This is a genomic window from Azospirillum sp. VT-I1 (assembly GCF_055698305.1).
On sequence record NZ_CP168803.1, the window covers coordinates 39,262 to 60,953 of the forward strand.

The window sequence follows — 21,692 nt, forward strand, 5'->3', positions numbered from 1 at the left end:
GGCCTTCCGACATCGGTTGCCGAATCGCCAGCCTCAGCGGCGCAGGTAATCCAGCACGTTTTCCGGCGAGGATTCGCCGTAGGGATCGCCGTTATCGCCCTCGTCGTTGATGCCGGGCTCCTCGAACCATTTCTCGACCACGCCGTTCTTCACGACCATGGCGTAGCGCCAGGACCGGAAACCGAAGCCCACATGGTCCTTGTCGATCAGCATGCCCATGCGGCGGGTGAAATGGCCCGAACCGTCGGGGATCAGCTTCACCTTCTTCAGGTTCAGGCTCTTGCCCCATTGGAACATGACGAAGGCATCGTTGACGCTGAGGCAATAGACCTCGTCGATGCCCAAATCCTTGAACTCGTCGTAAAGCCGCTCGAAGGCCGGGCACTGCTCGTTGGAGCAGGTCGGGGTGAAGGCGCCGGGCAGGGAGAACAGCACCACCCGCCTGCCCTCGAACAGCTCGTCGCTCCGCACGTCCTGCCAGCGGAACGGGTTGGGGCCGCCCACGCTTTCATCGCGCACACGGGTCTTGAACACCACCGAGGGGACCTTGCGCCCTTCCATCGTCATCTCCGGCTATGGTTTCGACTGTATCGGCTTGAGAGCGGGGCCACCCCGCGTCGGACCGACCGGGTCCGCCGCCGGCCACGATAACGGCTCCCCCTCCTCCTCCAACCGGCAATAAGTCATCCGCCCCTTCCGGCAAATTCCCGCAAGACAGACCACAAGAGCGGCCAAGACAGGGGTAGAGCTGCGCAAAAGTGGTGGCATCCCGTGGCAATCCTGTGACGCCCTCGGATGTTAAGCTCCCATTTACCAAGATCGCGTTCCCTGAGCTCGCCTGCATCCAGTGGGCACTGCGCCGACCGGTGACAATTGGAGGGCTCTTTATGCCTATTTCGACCAAGTCCAACACTACGCAAGGGACCGGCATCGATAAGCCGGAAGCGGCATTCAACCGCTCTTATTTTACCAGGGTACTTGTTAGCACATTTATCTTCAGCGCCACCATCAACGCCCTGATGCTGGCCATGCCGCTTTATTCGCTTCAGGTATTCAGCCGGGCCATTCCGTCCGGCAATTACGACACCCTGATCATGCTGACGCTGATCGTCGTCATCGCGCTGACGCTGAGCGGCGTGCTGGAAATGGTGCGGTCCCGCCTGCTGGCCCGTGCCGGCAACGCGCTGGAGGTGCGGTGGCGCCGCCGGCTGACCGCCGACGCGCTGGACGCCGCCGGCCGCGGCCGTCCCGACAACGGCCCGCTGTCCGACCTGATGGAGCTGAAGGCCGCCTTCGGCCGTCCGTCGCTGCCGGCGCTGATGGACCTGCCCTGGGCTCCGCTCTACGTCATCGGCATCTACGTGATCCATCCGATGCTGGCGCTGGTCCTGGTCGTGTCGATGGCGATCATGGCGGTGATGGGCTGGATCGGCTATGTGGCCGTCAAGGACGTCACCGACGAGAGCAAGCTGCCGGCCGGCCGCGCCCAGAAGCTGTTCGACGCCCTCGCCTCGCGGTCCGACACCGTGCGCGGCCTGCGCATGGGCGATACCGCGCTGAACGCCGTCAACCGCGACTTCCTAACCGCCAGCGCCCTGCAGAACCAGGGTTACGAGCGCAGCGCCTCCATCGGCGCCGCCACCAAGTGGGTCCGCATGGTCCTGCAGATCGCCGTGACGGGCATCGGCGCTTGGCTGGTGATCGAGCAGCACCTGTCCTTCGGCGGCATGATCGCCACCTCGATGCTGGTCGGCCGCGGCCTCGCCCCGATCGAGCAGACCGCCGGCGCCTGGGGCGGGCTGGTCCGCTCCGCCCAGGCCGTCCGCCGCCTGCTGCCGCTGCTGAAGCGCCTGTCGCGTGAGCCGGAGCGTCCCGCCGTCCCGGTGGAGAGCGAGCGCCTGACCGTCGAGAACCTGCTGTTCGTCTCCCCCCGCGACCAGAAGCCGATCCTGCGCAGCGTCAATCTCTCGATCGAGCCGGGCGAGACCGTCTGCATCGCCGGTCCCAACCGCTCGGGCAAGTCGGTCCTGGCCCGCCTGCTGGCCGGTGTCGCCCTCCCGTCGGCGGGGACGGTGCGGCTCGGCGGCCTGTCCGTCGCCACCCTGACCCCCGACAGCGCGGAACAGGGCATCGGCTACCTGCCGCAGCAGGTCGATCTCCTGCCCGGCAGCATCGCCGACAACATCGCCCGCTTCACCACCGCCACCCGCGAACAGGTGGAGGAGGCCGCCAAGGCCGTCGGCATCCACGAGTGGATCGAAAGCCTTCCCATGGGCTACGAGACCGAGGTCAACGACCCGCTCTCCCCGGTCACCGGCGCCAGCTCCCGCCTGATCGGCCTTGCCCGCGCCGCCTTCGGCCAGCCGCCGCTGCTGGTGCTGGACGAGCCGACCGCCGGGCTGGACGAAATGGGCATCAAGGCTGTCCGCGCCTTCGTGGCGGCCGCCAAGCAGCGCGGGGCGACCACCATCGTCATGACCCACGCCCCGATCTTCGTCGACATGGCCGACCACACCTACGTCCTGAAGAACGGCATGGCGATGGAGCTGCCGCGTCCGGAGCAGCAGCAGGCCCAGCCCGGCGCCGTCAACCTCGCCCGCCTTCGCAATCTCGGCCCTCAGGCCGGTCCGTCCGCCGCATCGGCAGGGGCCGCCGGCTGACCGCCGGCACCGCCCCCAAGACCCGAGCAATCGGCCCGCGACGCCCGACCCGATAGAGCCAAGGAAGTCCCATGACCACGATGACCACCAGTTTCCCCGCCCCGCTGTCCTCCGACACCGGCCCCGAGACCCCCGCCGGCAAGCCTTCGCGCAAGGCCGCGACCATCACCTCGATCCATGCGCTGCGGGCGGCGATGCCGGAAACGGGCGTGCGCGGCCTGCTGCTGGGCGGCTTCCTGGTCCTGGCGGTCGGCTTCGGCGGCATGACCGGCTGGGCGGCGGTGGCCCCGCTGCACAGCGCGATCAGCGCCATGGGCTCGCTGGCTCCTGAAACCGGCCGCAAGGTGGTGAAGAACACGGAAGGTGGCGTTATCAGCGCCATCATGGTCAAGGAAGGCGACCGGGTCGAGGCGGGTCAGGTCCTGATGCGGCTGGACAGCACCGAGGCGCAGACCCGGCTCGAGATGCTGAACGCCGCGCTGTTCGACACGCTGGCGACCGAGGCGCGCCTGTCCGCCGAGATGTTCGAGAAGCCGGCGATCGAATGGCCGGCCGAGCTGGCCGCCCGCCGCGCCAAGGAACCGGCGGTCGACAACGCCATGCGGAACCAGGAGAAGCTGTTCCAGGTCCGCCGCAACCAGCTGGAGACCGAGGCCAAGCTGACCCAGGAGCGCATCGCCACGCTGGGCGACGAGGTGCGCAGCCTGGAACAGCAGCGCGCCTTCCTGGCCCGCGAGATCAAGCTGTCGGACGAGGACATCCAGATCACCCAGGGCCTGCTGGACCGCGGCAACTCCACCCGCACCAAGCTGGTGGCGGCGCAGAAGGAGAATGCCCAGCTGCACGCCCAGGACCATGCACTGGAAGCCCGCATGTCCCAGTCGCGCCAGCAGGCGGTCGACGCCCAGGGCGACCTGGTCCGCCGCCGCAGCGACTTCCGCGAGAAGGTGCTGGTCGAGCTGGAGAAGGCCCGCGGCGACGCCCAGAAGCTGGCCGAGCAGATCCGCGACGCCAAGAACCGCCTGGACAACCGCACCATCAAGGCGCCGGACGCAGGCAACGTCGTGATGTACGGCCACCCGGCCGTCGGCGGCTCCATCACCGCCAACGAGCCGGTGCTGGACATCGTCCCCGACGACAAGGCCCTGCTGGCCGAGGTCCGCATCCAGCCGAAGGACATCAAGTCGATGGCCGTCGACCTGCCGGTGAAGGTACAGCTGACCGCCTATGACAGCCGCGTCGTCGGCACCATCGACGGCACCGTGTCTTACGTCTCGGCCGACCGCCTGACCGACAACGCCACCCGCCAGGACTATTATCTGGCCCGCATCCGCCTGAAGGACGCCGACAGCCACGAAGTCCGCCACCTGAAGATCAAGGCCGGCATGCCGGTGGAAGCCCGCATCGTGCTCTCCCCGCGCACCCCGCTGGACTACCTGATCCAGCCGCTGAGCCAGTCCTATGTGAAGGCGTTCATCCAGGAGTGACGGGGTTCTTGGGGAGGAAGGTGCTTTGCCCCCTCCCCACACACACGAAAAAGCCCCCGGCCATCCCGCCGGGGGCTTTTCCTTTGCCCGGAAAACCTCAACTCCGCCCAGGCCGCAGGTCCGGCCGCGGCGGGACCGCCATCGGGGTGGGCAGCGGCTCCGGCATCGGGATCGCCTCTGTCTGCTCCTTGGTGCGGCGAGATGCCGCACGATCCTGCGCCAAGCGGTCCATCGCCTGCTGGCGCTCCGCCTCGGTGGTCAGATCGGTCGGGCGCGGGGGCACCGTGCCCAGGTTCGGGTATTCGGTGCGCTCCCCGGTCATGCCGCGGATGGGCGACGTATTGTCGCTGACCGGCGAGGGCTGGCCGGTGACGGCGCCCAGAAGGCCGGTGTCCAGCGTCCGTTCGCTGCAGGCCGAGAACCCAAAAACCAATGGCGTTGCAACGATCAGGGTGCCGAACACCCGTCCGACCGCCGCGATGCCCCGACCGCCCTCCTGACCGCCCGTCACCATCATCCTTCCCCGTGTCTGGCCGCGACGCCGCACTTGTGCGACGATCCGTGAAATGAAATGTTCACACCAGCGGTGTATGAGAGGTCCCGGATTTCTCCCGCACCGCACCAGAAAGCCGGACCGCCACACGCAACCCACAGCGACATGGTGCAGAACGCCCCCCGACAACATCGACCGCAAGCCTGTATAGCCGCCCGTCCGCAAGGCCCAAAGCCCTAACTGAGCCATGCTGACGACGACGACGACCGACGACGACGCGACACCCGCCCAAAGAAGAAGGACCGTGCTCATGGCCGAGACCAAGGCCCCCCTCAGGCTTCCACCCCGGCTTCCCCCAGGTGCCCGACGTCAAGCTGCCCGATCCGGTTGAGATGTCGCGGGCGATGACCCGCATCGCCGAACAGAGCCAGCGGCTGGTTTCGGAGTTCCTCGCGCGGCAGGCGTCCGACGGCGCAAGCCCGAAGAGCCCGGACCCGATGGGCGTCGGCCATGCCTTCCTCGAGATGACCACCCGCATGATGGCCGATCCGGCCAAGCTCATGCAGGCGCAGATGTCGCTGTGGCAGGACTACCTGACCCTGTGGCAGCGCACCACCCAGCGCTTCTTCGGGCAGGAGACGCAGCCGGTCATCGCCCCGGCCAAGGACGACCGCCGCTTCAAGGACGCCGCCTGGGACGAGAACACGCTGTTCGACTTCATCAAGCAGTCCTACCTGCTGAGCGCCCGGTGGATGCAGTCGACGGTCAACCAGGTCGAGGGGCTGGACGACCACACGGCCAAGAAGGTCGATTTCTACACCCGCCAGTTCGTCGACGCGATGGCGCCCTCCAACTTCGTCATGACGAATCCGGAGGTCCTGCGCGCCACCATCGAGAGCGGCGGCGAGAATCTGGTCAAGGGCCTGGAGCATCTGCTGAAGGACCTGGAGCGCGGCAAGGGCGAGCTGCGCATTTCCATGACCGACTACGACGCCTTCCAGCTGGGCAAGAACATCGCGGTCACGCCGGGCAAGGTCGTCTTCCAGACCAGCCTGATGCAGCTGATCCAGTACACGCCGACCACGCCGGACGTGAACAAGCGTCCGCTGATGATCGTGCCGCCCTGGATCAACAAGTTCTACATCCTGGACCTGCGCGAGAAGAACAGCTTCATCAAGTGGGCGGTCGACCAGGGCCACACCGTCTTCGTCCTGTCCTGGGTCAACCCGGACGAGACGCTGGCGGCCAAGGGCTTCGAGGACTACATGGTCGAAGGCCCGCTGGCGGCGCTGGACGCCATCCAGAAGGCGACCGGCGAGCGCGACGTCAACGCCATCGGCTATTGCCTGGGCGGCACGCTGCTGGCCTCCACGCTGGCCTACATGGCGGCCAAGAAGGACGACCGCATCAAGTCGGCCACCTTCTTCACCACCATGCTGGACTTCACCGAAGCCGGCGAGCTTTCGGTCTTCATCGACGAGGAGCAGCTGACCTTCATCGAAGGGCAGATGGCCGAGCAGGGCTATCTCGACGGCTCCAAGATGGCGACCACCTTCAACATGCTGCGCGCCAACGACCTGATCTGGTCGTTCGTGGTCAACAACTACCTGCTGGGCAAGGATCCCTTCCCGTTCGACCTGCTGTACTGGAACGGCGACAGCACCCGCATGCCGGCGGCGATGCACAGCTTCTACCTGCGCAACATGTACCAGAAGAACCAGCTGGCGCAGCCGGGGGCCGTGACGCTGAAGGGCGTTCCGATCGACCTGGGCAAGATCAAGGTCCCGTCGCTGTTCCTGTCGGCCCGCGAGGACCACATCGCCCCGTGGAAGAGCACCTACAGCGGCGCCCAGCTGTTCAGCGGCCCGGTCAAGTTCGTGCTCGGCGCCTCCGGCCACATCGCGGGCGTCGTCAACCCGCCGGCGGCCAACAAGTACTGCTACTGGACCAGCGACAAGCTGGCCAAGACCTCCGACGAATGGCTGGAGAAGGCGACCCAGACCGCCGGCTCCTGGTGGCCGGAATGGAACAAGTGGGTCGGCCAGTTCGCCGACGGCAAGGTTCCCGCCCGGCAGCCCGGCGACGGCGCCCTCCCCGCCCTGGAAGACGCCCCGGGCTCCTACGTCAAGGTCAAGAACGGGTAATCGGATCGTCGCGGAGCCCCTCTTCCCCAGTGGATGAGGAATATTGCGGAAAGGGTCGCCGAAAGGCGGCCCTTTCTCTTTTGGATCGTCCGGCTGTGCTGGCAAGATTTACACGGATGCCACGGATTTAGACACGGATTACACGGATTTTTTTGGATCTCGGCAGCGCTCCGGCTTCTTGCTGAAGCAGCCGCGTTGCGACGCCACATCCGTGAAATCCGTGTCTAAATCCGTGACATCCGTGTTGATCCTGCCCGCCGCCCCCGCACCCGGCAAAGCTCCGACACTGCAGCGGGGGTTTTCCTTTCCCGTCCAATCCGATAGTGTTACGCACGCGCATGTTAAGGGTTTGTTTGCCCTTTTGACGCCACCTAAGGCCTGCGCACATTCGCACGCCCCGGGGATCCGCCGTCCATGCCTTCCGACGCCCAGACTGGAACGATGGGAACCGCCGCGGCAGCGATGGGCAACGCCGAACCGGTCAAGCTCGCCGAACGCTACGAGATCCAGCCCGGCGCGCCGATCCCGCTGCTGAACGCCGTCGGCGGCAACGCCTTCACCGCCAAGGCGCTGCGCGAGAAGCGGATCGAGCCCTTCGCGATCATCTGCCACGCCGCGATGCTGCCGCGGATGGACATCTGCTCCACCGTCGGCAGCCTCGACAACGCCACCCACATGCGGCTGCTCGACTGGGGGCTGGTGGATTGGCCGCAGGACCGCGGCCGGCGCTATTGCCTGGTGTTCGAACGGCCCGGCGGCAAGCGGCTGATGGGGTCGCTGACCGACACGCTGGACCCGATGCCGGAAGACCAGCTGACGCGGCAGATCGTCCACCCGCTGGTGTCGGCGCTGAAGGAGCTGTCGAGCCGCGGCGTCGTCCATGGCGCGATCCGCCCGACCAACCTGTTCTACCGCGACCTCGCGGGCGGCGGGCTGATGCTGGGCGACTGCGTGTCGACGCAGCCCGGCTACGGCCAGCCGGTCCTGCTGGAAACGATTGAGCGCGGCATGGCCAACCCGGCCGGCCGCGGCACCGGCACCATCGCCGACGACCTCTATTCGCTGGGCGTCACCCTGTTGATCCTGGCGCTGGGCCGCAACCCGCTGGCCGGGCTGGACGACGACGCCGTGCTGCAGGCGAAGATGGAGCGGGGCTCCTACCCGGCCCTGGTCCAGCAGCATCGGCTGCCGCTGGCGATCAACGAGGTGGTGCGCGGCCTGCTGGTGGACGATCCCAAGCAGCGCTGGACCTTGAACGACCTCGATCTGTGGGTGGCCGGCCGCCGGCTCAGCCCGAAGCAGCCGCAGATCTCCCGCCGCGCCGCCCGGCCGCTGGAGTTCCAGGGGGCCGAATACTGGCACTGCCGCACGCTGGCCCGCGCCTTCGCCCGCCATGCCCCCGCCGCCGCCAGCGTCATCGAAAGCGGCGAGCTGGACAAATGGCTGCGCCGGTCGATGGGCGACGAGGTGCGGGCGGAGGCGGTGAGCAACGCCATCCAGACCGCCTCCAGCGGCAAGGGCGGCACCCAGGGCGACCGGCTGGTGGCGCGCGTCTGCATAGCACTCGACCCCACCGCCCCCATCCGCTACCGCGGGCGGGCGATGATGCCGGACGGCATCGCCACCATGCTGGCCGACGCCTTCATGCGCGGCGAATCCCCCCAGGCGGTCGCGGAGGTGATCGCCAACCAGCTGCCGATGTTCTGGGTCAATGTCCAGACCGATTTCAAGCCGGAATTCGTGCCGCTGGTGCAGACCTTCGACCAGCTGCGCGGCTTCCTCGACCGCTCCAGCCACGGGCTGGGGGTGGAGCGCGTGCTGTACGAGATGAACCCGACCATGCCCTGCATGAGCGCCCTGGTCGCCAGGCAGCTGCCGACGACGCCGGCCGAACTGCTGCGCGCCCTGGATTGGATCGCCGCGGGCGGCGAGCGGCACAAGGACCCCATCGACCGCCAGATCGCCGCCTTCCTCGGCGCCCGCAACAAGCGCGGGGACGAGTTGCTGTTCACCCAGCTCGGCAGTGGGGTGGAGCCGATGCGGCGGGTCATCGCCATGCTGACCATCCTGTCCGACATCCAGGCCCGCACCGGGGTGGACGGGCTGACGCATCTGGCCTCCTGGGTGGTGGCGCTGCTCGACCCCGCCTTCCGCCGCTTCCACAACCGGCCCCAGCAGCAGGAGGTGCGCAAGATGGCCGACGCCGCCGCGCACAACGGCCGGCTGACCGAGCTGCTGAAGGTGGTCGACGATCCCGAGGCGCTGCGCCGCGACCGTCTGGAGTTCGAGGCGGCGCAGATCGCCTATCGCGAGGCGGATGCGGAGATGGACAAGATCCGCCACACCATCTCCGACCGCAACGCCATCATCGAGACGTCGGGCCGGCAGGTCGCCGCCATCGCGTCCAGCCTGCTGTCGACCGTGCTGGTCGCCGGCATCATCCTGTTCTTCGCCTTCTGACCGGATAACGGGGGGATCGCCATGGCGCGCAAGAAAAAGAAGAAGGGCGGCGCCCTCACGCTGATCCTGCTGATCATCCCGGCGGCACTGATCGTGCTGCCGACCACCATCCTGTTCGGCATCGGCATGATCCCCACCATCGTCGCCTATGTCGTCGACCGCGATCCGGATAAATCGGCGCCGATCACCGTCGGCGGACTGAATTTCTGCGGCTGCATGCCCTTCGCCATCGACCTGTGGAAGCACCAGCACACCATCGGCGCCGCCGCCAAGATCTTCGCCGACCCGCTGGCATGGCTGGTGATGTACAGCGCCGCCGCCGTCGGCTGGGGCCTCTATTACGGCATCCCGCCGCTGGTCGCCGGCATGGAGGTCACCCGCGCCGAAAAGCGGGTTGAGGTGCTGAAGCAGAAGAAGGTGGCGCTGGTCCAGGAATGGGGGCCGGACGTCGCCGGCGATTACTTCGACGAGTCCGGCGGCCTGGAACCGGGCGCCGAAGCGGAAGGCGCGTGAGGGAACCCGACCGCCTGCAACCGGAGCCCTTGCAACCGGAGCCGGCCGCGGGGCATGATCGGCGGCACGGTCCGCCAGGTCGGCCGAGGGGTCGGAATGTTCAGCGTCAGCCAGGATGAAGCCGCCGCCATTCAGAAGGCGTTTCATGAAAGCGGCGAATGGGCGGCGGTCGTCGAGCTGCGGCGGCATTTCCCCATTCAGGACAATGTGAACGCCCTGAACGCCGTACGGGCCATCGTCAGATGGGCCCGCCCGCCGCATGCGGCTCCCGCCGACACACCCCTCTGAACTGCGTCAGCCGGCGACGCCGGCCACCGCCCGCGCCACCTCGGCATGGATCGAATCGTGCTGCTTGAAGTCCTTCGCCGTCTGGGTCAGGTAGCAGGCGACCAGCAGCGGCGGGCGGTTCTCCGGCCACAGGATGGCGATGTCGTTGGCGGTGCCGTTGGTGCCCGTCCCTGTCTTGTCGCCGACCCGCCAGCCGGCCGGCAGCCCGGCCCGCAGCCGCTTGTCGCCGGTCTTGTTGGCGATCATCCAATCCGCCAGCTGCCGGCGGGAGTCCGGGCGCAGCGCGTCGCCCACCAGCAGCCGCTCCATGCTGCGCACCATCGCGGCGGGCGTGGTGGTGTCGCGCGGATCGCCGGGAATGGCGGTGTTCAGCGACGGCTCGTTGCGGTCCAGCCGGGTGGTCTTGTCGCCGATGCCGCGCAGGAAGGCGGTGAGGCCGGCCGGGTTGCCGACGCCCGGCAGCAGCAGGTTGGCCGCCACATTGTCGCTGAGCGTCATCGTCGCCTCGCACAGCTCCGCCACCGTCGGCGGCGTGCCGTTCAGCCGCTTCTCCGCGAAGGGCGCATAGGGCACCAGATCGGCCGCCGTCACCGGGATCCGGCGGTCCAGCCGCTCCCTGCCCTGGTCCACCGCCTTCAGCACGGCGGCAGCCAATAGAAATTTGAAGGTGCTGCACATCGGGAACCGCTCGTCCAGGCGCCAGCCCTGCAGCCGTCCGCTGCCGGTGTCGAGCATCGCCACGCCCAGCCGCCCGCCGGTCCGTCCCTCCAGCGCCGACAGCCGCTCCACCAGCCCGTCGGTCATGGAATCCTTGCCCTTCGCCGCCTGCGCGCCCCGTGCCACGACCGCGGGGAGCAGCAGCGCCCCGCCCGTCGCCAGCAGGAAACCCCGTCGTCCGATCATTGCGACCTCCATCCTTGCCGTTGCGATGGCCGGACGATAGAAACCCGGCGGCGCACGAACAAACGAGGTTTCCTCGCGGAAGCCACAAAGAAAACTAATGGCGGAAGAGCTTTCCGGTCCGCCGCCGCCGTGGCACCCTATGCACCGCCGGCGATGGACAGGAGGGAGCGGGCGGATGCCGTTGCGTCAGGAGATGGAGACCGCCCGGTTCGAGGCACAGGCGGAGGACGGAACCGTCCATTCGGTGGTGGAGATCACCAGCTTCGTCCAGATGGTGACCTTCCGCGGCCCCGCCGGCTGGGTTCCGGAAGGGAAGAGCTACCGCCTGGACGGCGGCGAGGCGGTGGAGGAGACGGCGGACGGTGGGCTCCGCATCGCCGCGACGGGGCTGGCGCTCCGGCGGAGCGGCTGACGGTCCCCGTTGCAGAACCATTGCAGGGCTACGGCGACCGGCCGGGACACCGCAGGCCGCCCGTGAGATAGTCGCAAGCGGGACCCCGACGAAGGCTGCAGATCATGGACATCGTTCCCGTCATCGACCTGCTGGACGAACAGGTGGTTCATGCCAGACGGGGAGCGCGACCGCTACCGCCCCATCGAGAGCGCGCTGACGGCGGGATCGGCTCCGCAGGACATCATGGCCGCCCTGATGGCTCTCCACCCCTTCCGCGCCTGCTATGTCGCCGATCTGGACGCGATCCGGGGAAAGGGCGGCCATCGCGCCACCGTTGCGGCGCTGCAGGCGCGCTGGCCGAAGGTCGCCTTCTGGGTCGATGCCGGGCTGGCGACGGCGGAGGACTGCCGCCGCTGGCTCGACGCCGGGATCCGCCATCTGGTGATCGGCAGCGAAAGCCAGACCGGCACCGAAGCGCTGAAGGCGGCGCTGTCGCTGGCCGGCAGCGACGGGGTGGCGCTGTCGCTGGACGTCCGGCGGGGATTGCCGCTGGGTCCGGCGGCGTTGCACGAGGAGGCCGCACGCTGGCCCTCGCGGGTGATCGCCATGACGCTGGACCGTGTCGGGTCGGGCGATGGTCCGGACCTGGAACGCATCGCCGCGCTGACGGCCCGGCGGCCGGGAATCCGTGTGTGGGGCGCCGGCGGCGTGCGCGATGCGGCCGATCTGGACGCGCTGGCCTCCCAGGGAACCGATGCCGTGCTGGTGGCCAGCGCACTCCACGACCGGCGGATCGACGCCGGCACGCTGGCCCGCTTCGCAGATGTCCGAGACCCCTGACCGGCATTGCCGTTCCGCAAGATCGATTCGCGGCCGAGGCGTCGGAATCGGCAAAGAGCATCGCCATGACCGTTAGTCATTTCCCGGAATGACCGGAATCATCTTACAGCAGAGCTTGATTCGATTGAGACCACTCATGCTTGATGTTTGATTTGTTGTGATGTAGGTTGACTACATCTTCGATTTCCCTTGAATACCGCGTCCATTCTTCCACGAAGCAGCACCATCACTAGGCCAATTGATCCATATCAATCCTTTCGGCAAGTGGTATGACCACTCTTGCGAAGCGATCAGTGCCGATGTAGGTTTCCTACATACCGCATGGAACCGCGACAAGGCGGGTTCCGGGCCTGATTGCCGGCCGCATGGCGACACCCGACGGGAGACGCCCGATCATGGTTACGACTGTCAAATCCCTCTCCGACCTGAACGCCCTGATCTCTCGGGTCAAGGCGGCCCAAGCGCGCTTTGCCGACTACCCGCAGGAGACGGTGGACCTGATCTTCCGCAGCGCGGCGCTGGCCGCCGCCGACGCCCGCATCCCGCTCGCCAAGATGGCGGTGGCGGAGACCGGCATGGGCGTGATGGAGGACAAGGTCATCAAGAACCACTTCGCCGCCGAGTACATCTACAACAAGTACAAGGACGACAAGACCTGCGGCGTCCTCTCCGAAGACAACGACGCCGGCATCCTCACCATCGCCGAGCCAGTCGGCCTGATCTGCGGCATCGTCCCCACCACCAACCCCACCTCCACCGCCATCTTCAAGGCACTGATCGCGCTGAAGACCCGCAACGGCCTGGTCCTCTCCCCCACCCCCGCGCCCGCAAATCGACCTGCGAGGCCGCCCGCCTCGTGCTCGCCGCCGCGGTCGAGGCCGGCGCCCCCGACGACATCATCGGCTGGATCGACGAGCCCTCGCTGGAGCTGTCCAACGCCGTCATGCACCATCCCGACATCAACCTGATCCTCGCCACCGGCGGGCCGGGCATGGTCAAGGCCGCCTATTCGTCGGGCAAGCCCGCCATCGGCGTCGGCGCCGGCAACACGCCTGCCGTCATCGACGAGTTCGCCGACATCAAGCGCGCGGTGGCCTCCATCCTGATGTCCAAGACCTTCGACAACGGCGTGGTCTGCGCGTCGGAGCAGTCGGCGGTGGTGGTCGATGCCGTCTATGACGCCGTGCGCGACCGCTTCTCCCACCATGGCGGCTACATCCTCTCGGCCCGCGAGGCCGACGCCGTGCGCAAGGTCCTGCTGGTCGACGGCCACCTGAACGCCGACATCGTCGGCCAGCCCGCCCATGCCATCGCCGCCATGGCCGGCCTGACCGTCCCCCACGCCACCAAGGTGCTGATCGCCGAAGTTTCGGACGTCGACGACAGCGAGCCCTTCGCCCACGAGAAGCTGTCGCCCACCCTGGCGCTCTACCGCGCCAAGGACTTCATGGAGGCCTGCGACAAGGCGGCCGCCCTGGTGGCGCTCGGCGGCATCGGCCACACCTCCGCCCTCTACACCGACCAGGACCAGCAGGCCGAGCGCATCCGCCATTTCGGCGACAAGATGAAGACCGCCCGCATCCTGATCAACACGCCGTCCTCGCACGGCGGCATCGGCGACCTCTACAACTTCCGCCTCGCCCCGTCGCTGACGCTGGGCTGCGGATCGTGGGGCGGCAACTCGATCTCCGAGAATGTCGGGCCGCAGCATCTCATCAACAAGAAGACGGTGGCGAAGAGGGCGGAGAACATGCTGTGGCACAAGCTGCCCAAGTCCATCTATTTCCGCCGCGGCTGCCTGCCCTTCGCGCTTGAGGAGCTGCGCGGCAAGAAGCGCTGCCTGATCGTCACCGACCGCTTCCTGTTCGAGAACGGCCATGTCGCCGACAGCGTCCGCGTTCTGAAGTCGCTGGGGCTGGAGGTCGAAACCTTCTTCGAGGTCAGCGCCGACCCGACGCTGGCAGTGGTGCGCAAGGGCGTGGCCTTGGCCAACGCCTTCCAGCCCGACGTGATCCTGGCGCTGGGCGGCGGTTCGCCGATGGACGCGGCCAAGATCATCTGGGTGATGTACGAGGCGCCCGACGTGGCGTTCGAGGATCTGGCGCTGCGCTTCATGGACATCCGCAAGCGCATCTACACCTTCCCCAAGCTGGGCGTGAAGGCGCAGCTGGTGGCGGTGCCAACCACCTCGGGCACCGGATCGGAGGTCACGCCGTTTGCGGTGGTGACCGACGAGCGCACCGGGACCAAGTACCCGATTGCCGATTACGAACTGACGCCGACGCTGGCGATCATCGACGCCAATCTGGTGATGGACATGCCCAAGGGTCTGACGGCGGCGGGCGGCATCGACGCGGTGACGCACGCGCTGGAGGCTTACGTCTCGGTGGTGGCGAACGAGTACACCGACGGGCAGGCCTTGCAGGCGCTGAAGCTTCTGAAGGAGAACCTGCCCTCGGCCTACCGCAACGGGTCGAAGGACCCGAAGGCGCGGGAGCTGGTTCACAACGCGGCGACGCTGGCCGGCATCGCCTTCGCCAACGCGTTCCTTGGGGTGTGCCATTCGATGGCGCACAAGCTGGGGGCGGAGTTCCACATTCCACACGGCATCGCCAACGCGCTGCTGATCGCCAACGTGATCCGCTACAACGCGGCGGACATCCCGACCAAGCAGACGGCGTTCAGCCAGTATGACCGTCCCAAGGGTGTTGCGCGCTACGCGCAGATCGCCCGGCATCTGGAGTTGGGCGGCAGCCGCGACCATGAGCGGGTGGAGAAGCTGATCGGCTGGGTGGAGGAGCTGAAGCAGGCCTTGGAGATCCCGGCCTCGATCCAGGCGGCGGGGGTGCCGGAGGCGGCGTTCCTGGCGCGGGTCGATGCGATTGCCGAAGCGGCCTTCGACGATCAGTGCACCGGCGCCAACCCGCGCTATCCGCTGGTCGCAGAGATCAGGCAGCTGCTCATCGACAGCTACTATGGGCGCGCCTATGCCGAGCCGTCCGCCCAGGATGCCGCCCCCGTCCAGGCTCCGGCGAAGGCTGCCGCGCGCAAGGACAGCGGCGTCCGCAAGGAAACGGCGCTCGCCAAATGACACCGGGATGGGGGAGCCCGCCGACGCAGCTCCCCCGCCCTGCTCCACCCCATCCCATCCAAGGACGAAGACCATGAGCAAAGCCATCATGTGGGCCGAAACCGATGCCCGCGGCTTCCAGACCGAATGCCTGTTCAACGAGGATAACCGCAGCTACGAGGTGCTGGTCTGCGCCCGGGCCATGGGCGTCGACCGGGCGGAGAGCTTCCCGGTGGTGGAGGATCCCGGCCTGGGCATGAGTGCGGACGACCTGCACCGCTCGATCCGGCTGGCCGACCGGCTGGTGTCCGAGGTGGAACGGTCGCTGGGCGACTACTGACCGTTCCTGCAGCGATCAGGACTCTGTTGCGGCGCACATCCTGTGGCATAAGGGGCCAACCACGCCACGGGATTTCAGCCGGACATGATTCGTTTCGATAACGTCAGCAAGCAGAATGGTCACCGCATTCTATTCCTGGAGGCCTCTGCGGCACTGAACCGGGGTGAAAAGGTCGGTCTCGTCGGTCCCAACGGTGCGGGCAAGACGACCCTGTTCCGCATGATCACCGGCGAGGAGCAGCCGGACGGCGGTCAGGTCGCCATCGAGAAGCAGGTCAGCATCGGCTATTTCAACCAGGATGTCGGCGAGATGTCCGGCCGCAGCGCGGTCGCCGAAGTCATGGACGGCGCCGGTCCGGTCAGCGTCGTCGCGGCCGAACTGGCGGAGCTGGAAGCCGCCATGGCCGACCCGGACCGCGCCGACGAGATGGACGCCATCATCGAGCGCTACGGCGAGGTGCAGGCCCGCTTCGACGAACTGGGCGGCTACGAGCTGGAGGGCAAGGCGCGCGAGGTCCTGGCCGGCCTCAGCTTCAGCCAGGAGATGATGGACGGCGATGTCGGCGGCCTGTCGGGCGGCTGGAAGATGCGCGTGGCGCTCGCCCGCATCCTGCTGATGCGGCCCGACGCCATGCTGCTGGACGAGCCCAGCAACCATCTGGACATCGAAAGCCTGATCTGGCTGGAAGGTTTCCTGAAGGGCTATGAGGGCGCCCTGCTGATGACCTCGCACGACCGCGAGTTCATGAACCGCATCGTCACCAAGATCATCGAGATCGATGGCGGAACGCTGACCAGCTATTCCGGCGACTACACCTTCTACGAAAAGCAGCGGGCGCTGAAGGAGAAGCAGCAGGAGGCGCAGTTCGAGCGCCAGCAGGCCATGCTGGCGAAGGAACTGAAGTTCATCGAGCGCTTCAAGGCCCGTGCCTCGCACGCCTCCCAGGTGCAGAGCCGGGTGAAGAAGCTGGACAAGATCGAGCGTTTCGAGCCGCCCAAGCGCCGGCAGGTCGTGACCTTCGACTTCCCGCCCGCCCCGCGCTCCGGCGACGACGTGGCGGTTCTGAAGAACGTGCACAAGGGCTATGGCAGCCGGACCATCTATCAGGGGCTCGACCTGACCATCCGCCGCAAGGAGCGCTGGTGCGTCATGGGCGTCAACGGCGCCGGCAAGTCGACGCTGCTGAAGCTGATCGCCGGCGCCACCGAGCCCGATGCCGGCACCGTCACCGTCGGCGGCAGCGTCAAGATGGGCTATTTCTCGCAGCACGCCATGGAGCTGCTGGACGGCGACCAGACCATCTTCGAATCGCTGGAGGCGCATTTCCCGCAGGCCAGCCAGGGATCGCTGCGGGCGCTGGCCGGCTGCTTCGGCTTTTCCGGCGACGATGTGGAAAAGAAATGCCGCGTGCTGTCGGGCGGCGAGAAGGCGCGGCTGGTGATGGCGATCATGCTGTTCAACCCGCCGAACTTCCTGGTGCTGGACGAGCCGACCAACCACCTGGATCTAGACACCAAGCAGATGCTGATCGCGGCGCTCGGCGCCTATGAAGGCACCATGCTGTTCGTCTCGCACGACCGGCATTTCCTGGCCGCGCTGTCCAACCGCGTGCTGGAGCTGACGCCCGACGGCATCCACCAGTATGGCGGCGGCTACACCGAATATGTGGCGAGCACCGGACAGGAAGCGCCGGGCCTGCACAGCTGACCGGAAGGCAACGGAAGAGGATCGGGAGCGCCAGCCAGCCGCGCGGCGCTCCCCGAGCCTGATTACGCCGCCTTGATCGAGGCCAGGAAGCGTTCCACCTCGTGGCGCAGGGTTTCGGCCTGCCGGGCCAGTTCGCCGGCGGCCGACTGGACCTGACCGGCGGCGCTGCCGGTCTCCCCGGCGGTCTGCGTCACCTGGGTGATGTTGACGGAGACCTCCTGCGTGCCGACCGCGGCCTGCTGCACGTTGCGGGAAATCTCATTGGTCGCCGCCCCCTGCTCCTCGATCGCCGCCGCGATGGCGGTGGAGATGTCGTTGATGCTGGTTATGGTCCCGCTGATCCCGCCGATGGCGGCGACGGCGCCGGACGTCGCCGACTGAATCCCGGCGATCTGGCTGGCGATCTCGTCGGTGGCCTTGGCGGTCTGGGCGGCGAGCGACTTCACCTCCCCGGCGACGACGGCGAAGCCCTTGCCGGCCTCCCCGGCCCGCGCCGCCTCGATGGTGGCGTTCAACGCCAGCAGATTGGTCTGGCTGGCGATGTTGGTGATGAGGTTCACCACGTCGCCGATGCGCTGTGCGGCGTCGGCCAGACCGCGCACGGTGTCATTGGTCCGCGACGCCTCTTCCACCGCCTGCCCGGCGATGCGGGTGGAGTTCGTCACCTGCTGGCTGATCTCGCGGATGGAGCTGCTCATCTCCTCCGTCGCGGTGGCGACCGTCTGCACGTTGGCGCTGGTCTGCTCGGCCGCCGCCGCCACGGCGCCGGCCTGGGAATTGGTCTGCTGCGCCATCGCCACCATGCTCTGGGCCGTCGCGTCCAACTCGGAGGCAGCCGACGACACGGTGCGCAGGGCGGAGGCGGCAACCCGGTCGAAATCGCCGATCAGCTGTTCGATCCGCTCGGCCCGGCGCTGCTTGGCGGCCTGCTCCGCCGCCTGCTCCGCCGCCAGCCGGTCGGCCTGCACCAAGCCGTCCTTGAACACCTGGACCGCGCGGGCCATGGCGCCGAGCTCGTCACCCCGCCCGGTGCCGGTGACCTCGGCCGACAGATCGCGGGCGGCAAGCCGACCCATCGTGCCAGTGATGACCTGGATCGGCCGCGATACCGTGGCGATCATCATCCAGGCGGCGCCAATGCAAACAACCATGACGATGCCGAGGGTCACGACGATCAGGGTTCTGCTCTTCAGATAGACCTGCTCGCCGCGGGTGGCGGCTTCTGTCCCGCTACTGGTGTTGAACTCCTTCAGTTCATCCAGGATCTTCTTGGCGGACCGGTAAGCCACGCGGGAGTCTCCGCGGAAAAGCGTCGCAGCCTCCTGATTCCGGTTGGCCCGTGACGCGGGCAGCAGCTTCTGCTGGCTGATGGACAGATAGCTTTCCCACAGCGCGATGAACTTCCGATGGTTTTCCGTCTCCCAACCCGGCGTCAGGAGCGCGGCATAGGCTTCATTCGCCTTTTGAAAGCCGTTCAGCACGACCTGCATCGTGTCTTCCTCGACCTTCATGTCCTCGGGTGTTTGCGAAACGATGTGGGCTCCTTCGAGGATCCGATAGAAATCGAAAGCCGCACGCAGTTCACCGATGGATTTAACGCTGGGCAGCCAGTTGTCCCGGACTTCCGCAGCTTCATCGTTCACGCTGGAAAGCCGTTCAATGGCAAAGACACCGAGGCCAAGAGTGAACAGCATAACGATGGCGAAGCTGGCCAAAGACTTCATCCTGATGGTGGTGTCAGTTACCCATGACATTCGCCTGCCTCCCCTTCTGCGCCGATGCGATGGCCGATGCGCGAAATCATCCATCTCCGGGACTGAGAGATATCACTCATATTCACAAGGTCGAGCTAAGGGAAACCCTGACATTCTGAACAGGACCGCTTGCTTACATTACAGAAAATCAATGATTTCTTATGCCATTACAAAGATACTGAAGCGTAATTTCGTCGCTTGCTCACGATGTTGCGCGGTTTTGCAATTTCGTTAGTTTGCAGCAAGCCCACCATGGCATCATCCCGCCCTGCCGCTCGTTCGACGAACCGTTCACACGCCGAACATCGCTGTTGACCAAACCTGTATTATGGATCATACAGGTTCCTGTCTGATGAAGAGACAGGAACCGGTTTCCAGCGACAGGGGAGGCGGAGCACTGTGAAGTCGGCGGTCGAACCCCTGAAGGCGCGCAGGATCTATCTGCTGCTGCGCGACCGCATCGTCGCCGGCGAACTGCCGCCGGGCGCGCGCCTGCCGGGCGAGCCGGCGCTGGCGGCCGAGCACGCCGTGTCGCGGGTCACCGTGCGCCGGGCGCTCGACCTGCTGGAAAAGGAAGGGCTGGTGCAGCGCAAGGCCGGCTCCGGCACCTTCGTGCACGACACCCGCGCCGTCCGGCCCATCGTCGCCGACCTGTCCAACGTGCTGTCGCACCTGATCGACATGGGGCGCAGCACCGACGTGCGGCTGCTGTCCTTCGGCTATCTGGTGCCGTCCGAGGCCATCGCCGCCAGCCTGGGACTGCAGCCGGGGGAGCGGGTCCAACGGTCGGTGCGCGTGCGCCTGATCGATGGGGAGCCCTTCTCCTACCTGACCACCCACGTGCCGGAATGGATCGGCCTGACCTATTCGGAAGCCGAACTGGCGGCGCGTCCGCTGCTGGAGCTGATCGAACGGTCGGGCGTGGAAACCGACCGGGCGACCCAGGCGATCAACGCCACGCTGGCGGGGCCTGAAGCGGCGGCGGCGCTGGATCTGGAGATCGGATCGCCGCTGCTGACGCTGACCCGCATCGTCTACGAGCCGTCGGGCCGCGGCGTCGAGCATCTGCACGCGCAGTACCGGCCCGACCGCTACAGCTTCCACATGGACCTCGTGCGCACCGGCAACGACGGCGAACGGCGCTGGAGCCCGGCGCTGGGCCGGCCGCGCAGCAGCGAGAAAGACAAAAGCGACAAGACCAAGACCGACAAGACCAAGACCGACAAAGGCAAATCGGGCGAAAAGCCCACCCGCACAGCGCGGGTCATCAAACAGAGGAGTTGAGCGTTATGGGACGTTCGGTTCAGGACCCCGCGCTTTGCGGGATTTCCCGCCGCACCGTGCTGAAGGCCGGCGCCGCCGCGGCCGCCTTCGCCGCCGTGCCGGTGGCCGCCCCGTCGATCCTGCGGGCGCAGACCCCGGTGGTGAAGATCGGCATTCTCCAGCCGGTGACCGGCGCGCTCGCCCATGACGGCGACCTCGGCCGTCTTGGTGCTGAAATCGCGATCAACGAGATCAACGCGGCCGGCGGCATCAAGTCGCTGGGCGGCGCCAAGATCGAGATGGTGTTCGGCGACGCCCGCTCCATGCCCGAAGCCGGCACGCAGGAGGTGGAGCGCATGCAGGCGGAAGGCGTGTCGGCCATCGTCGGCGGCTTCGCCAGCCCGATCTGCCTTGCCGCCTCGCAGGCGGCGGCGCGCTACGACCTGCCCTATCTGGTCGATGTCGGCGTGTCGGACCAGATCATGTCGCGCGGCCTGACCAACACCTTCCGCTTCAGCCCCGGCTTCGGCAAGGTCACGACGGTGGCGCTCGACAACCTGACCGCCATCAACGAGCGGGCGGGCAAGCCGGCCAAGACGGTGGTGCTGGTGCATGAGGACGGCCTGTTCGGCTCCGGCCTCGCCAAGCTGCTGCAGACGGAACTGCCCAAGCGCGGCTTCGAGATTCTGGAGACCATCGCCCATCCGACTCCGGCGCGCGACATGTCCAACGTGGCGCTGCGCATCCGCTCGCTGAACCCGGATCTGGTGATCCCGTCCAACTACTATGGCGAGTTCGTGCTGCTCGCCCGCACCATGCAGCAGCAGCGCATCAAGCCGAAGGGCGTCTACGCCATCCTGGGCGGGGCGGCGTCGAACGGACGCTTCGTCAAGGAATTCCCGCAGGCGGCCCAGAACGTCATCGACTGCAACCACTGGCACGATCCGAAGAACCCGAAGGCGCTGGCCCTGCGCAAGGCGGTGGAGGACCAGGGCAAGTCCTTCGCCTACAATGTGCCGCTGAACTATTCGAACCTGCTGCTGCTGGCCGACGCCATCGAGCGCGCTGCCTCCACCGACCGCAAGAAGATCATCGAGGCGCTGAACGCCTCCAGCTTCACCGGCCACATCATGCCCTACGGCCCGACGAAGTTCGTGAACGGCCAGAATGAAGGCGCCACCCCGATCAACACCCAGATCCAGGGCAGCGACATCAAGGTGATCTACCCCGAAGCGTTCGCCGAGGCGAAGGCCAACTTCCCGGCGGCCTGATCCCTTTTTCCGCCGCCGCACCTCCGCATTCCCCTGCCCGTCCGGGACGCCGCAAGCAGGCGCATCCCGGACGGGTGGCGGGACCATTTCCCTCATGCGCGGGCT

General features: G+C 67.0%; 16 protein-coding genes and 1 pseudogene. 13 read left to right on the top strand and 4 right to left on the bottom strand.

The window, feature by feature from the left end:
• Nucleotides 1-33: 33 nt before the first annotated feature.
• Nucleotides 34-561, bottom strand: coding sequence for a redoxin family protein (locus AB8P05_RS19025; RefSeq protein ID WP_472760437.1), 528 nt, complete (start codon nucleotides 559-561; stop codon nucleotides 34-36).
• 467 nt (nucleotides 562-1,028) lie between these two features.
• On the opposite strand from AB8P05_RS19025, the gene AB8P05_RS19030 reads away from it, so the two are divergent.
• Nucleotides 1,029-2,660, top strand: a complete 1,632-nt coding sequence (locus AB8P05_RS19030) for a type I secretion system permease/ATPase (protein ID WP_472760438.1) — start codon at nucleotides 1,029-1,031, stop codon at nucleotides 2,658-2,660.
• Between the two features lie 71 nt (nucleotides 2,661-2,731).
• Nucleotides 2,732-4,147 (top strand): HlyD family type I secretion periplasmic adaptor subunit, encoded by a 1,416-nt coding sequence (locus tag AB8P05_RS19035; protein ID WP_472760439.1) that lies wholly within the window; start codon nucleotides 2,732-2,734, stop codon nucleotides 4,145-4,147.
• 97 nt (nucleotides 4,148-4,244) lie between these two features.
• On the opposite strand, the gene AB8P05_RS19040 is transcribed toward AB8P05_RS19035, so the two are convergent.
• Entirely contained in the window at nucleotides 4,245-4,661 is a 417-nt protein-coding gene (locus tag AB8P05_RS19040) for a hypothetical protein (RefSeq protein ID WP_472760695.1), read from the bottom strand.
• Nucleotides 4,662-5,044: 383 nt separating this feature from the next.
• Between AB8P05_RS19040 and AB8P05_RS19045 the strand changes: the two genes are divergently transcribed.
• From AB8P05_RS19045 to AB8P05_RS19060, 4 genes are all read left to right on the top strand, one after another.
• Nucleotides 5,045-6,784, top strand: a complete 1,740-nt coding sequence (locus AB8P05_RS19045) for a PHA/PHB synthase family protein (RefSeq protein ID WP_472760696.1) — start codon at nucleotides 5,045-5,047, stop codon at nucleotides 6,782-6,784.
• 414 nt (nucleotides 6,785-7,198) lie between these two features.
• A complete protein-coding gene (locus AB8P05_RS19050) occupies nucleotides 7,199-9,244 on the top strand; it encodes a protein kinase family protein (RefSeq protein ID WP_472760440.1) in 2,046 nt (681 codons plus the stop codon).
• Between the two features lie 21 nt (nucleotides 9,245-9,265).
• The gene (locus tag AB8P05_RS19055; protein WP_472760441.1) at nucleotides 9,266-9,757 is read left to right on the top strand and encodes a hypothetical protein; all 492 of its coding nucleotides are present in this window, start codon (nucleotides 9,266-9,268) and stop codon (nucleotides 9,755-9,757) included.
• A 54-nt stretch (nucleotides 9,758-9,811) separates the two neighbouring features.
• Complete coding sequence (locus AB8P05_RS19060; RefSeq protein WP_472760442.1) at nucleotides 9,812-10,045, top strand: hypothetical protein; 234 nt, start codon at nucleotides 9,812-9,814, stop codon at nucleotides 10,043-10,045.
• A gap of 6 nt (nucleotides 10,046-10,051) precedes the next feature.
• Here the strand turns inward: AB8P05_RS19060 and bla are convergent, their stop codons facing one another.
• Entirely contained in the window at nucleotides 10,052-10,948 is an 897-nt protein-coding gene (gene bla, locus AB8P05_RS19065; protein ID WP_472760443.1) for a class A beta-lactamase, read from the bottom strand.
• Between the two features lie 175 nt (nucleotides 10,949-11,123).
• On the opposite strand from bla, the gene AB8P05_RS19070 reads away from it, so the two are divergent.
• The 5 genes and pseudogenes from AB8P05_RS19070 to AB8P05_RS19090 all read left to right on the top strand — a co-directional run bounded on the left by AB8P05_RS19070 (nucleotide 11,124) and on the right by AB8P05_RS19090 (nucleotide 17,299).
• Nucleotides 11,124-11,360 (top strand): hypothetical protein, encoded by a 237-nt coding sequence (locus AB8P05_RS19070; protein ID WP_472760444.1) that lies wholly within the window; start codon nucleotides 11,124-11,126, stop codon nucleotides 11,358-11,360.
• Between the two features lie 150 nt (nucleotides 11,361-11,510).
• Nucleotides 11,511-12,182, top strand: a complete 672-nt coding sequence (locus AB8P05_RS19075; protein WP_472760445.1) for a HisA/HisF-related TIM barrel protein — start codon at nucleotides 11,511-11,513, stop codon at nucleotides 12,180-12,182.
• 395 nt (nucleotides 12,183-12,577) lie between these two features.
• Nucleotides 12,578-15,273 (top strand): annotated as a pseudogene (adhE, locus tag AB8P05_RS19080) (bifunctional acetaldehyde-CoA/alcohol dehydrogenase).
• Between the two features lie 73 nt (nucleotides 15,274-15,346).
• On the top strand, nucleotides 15,347-15,592 hold the full coding sequence (locus tag AB8P05_RS19085; RefSeq protein ID WP_455174111.1) for a hypothetical protein: 246 nt from the start codon (nucleotides 15,347-15,349) through the stop codon (nucleotides 15,590-15,592).
• A gap of 84 nt (nucleotides 15,593-15,676) precedes the next feature.
• Entirely contained in the window at nucleotides 15,677-17,299 is a 1,623-nt protein-coding gene (locus AB8P05_RS19090; protein ID WP_472760446.1) for an ABC-F family ATP-binding cassette domain-containing protein, read from the top strand.
• A gap of 62 nt (nucleotides 17,300-17,361) precedes the next feature.
• On the opposite strand, the gene AB8P05_RS19095 is transcribed toward AB8P05_RS19090, so the two are convergent.
• Nucleotides 17,362-19,107 carry a methyl-accepting chemotaxis protein gene (locus tag AB8P05_RS19095; RefSeq protein ID WP_472760447.1) on the bottom strand — a complete coding sequence of 582 codons (1,746 nt, stop codon included), beginning with the start codon at nucleotides 19,105-19,107 and terminating at the stop codon, nucleotides 17,362-17,364.
• A gap of 345 nt (nucleotides 19,108-19,452) precedes the next feature.
• On the opposite strand from AB8P05_RS19095, the gene AB8P05_RS19100 reads away from it, so the two are divergent.
• The gene (locus AB8P05_RS19100) at nucleotides 19,453-20,337 is read left to right on the top strand and encodes a GntR family transcriptional regulator (protein WP_472760448.1); all 885 of its coding nucleotides are present in this window, start codon (nucleotides 19,453-19,455) and stop codon (nucleotides 20,335-20,337) included.
• A 5-nt stretch (nucleotides 20,338-20,342) separates the two neighbouring features.
• Nucleotides 20,343-21,587 carry an ABC transporter substrate-binding protein gene (locus tag AB8P05_RS19105; RefSeq protein ID WP_472760449.1) on the top strand — a complete coding sequence of 415 codons (1,245 nt, stop codon included), beginning with the start codon at nucleotides 20,343-20,345 and terminating at the stop codon, nucleotides 21,585-21,587.
• The last annotated feature ends 105 nt before the right edge of the window (nucleotides 21,588-21,692 follow it).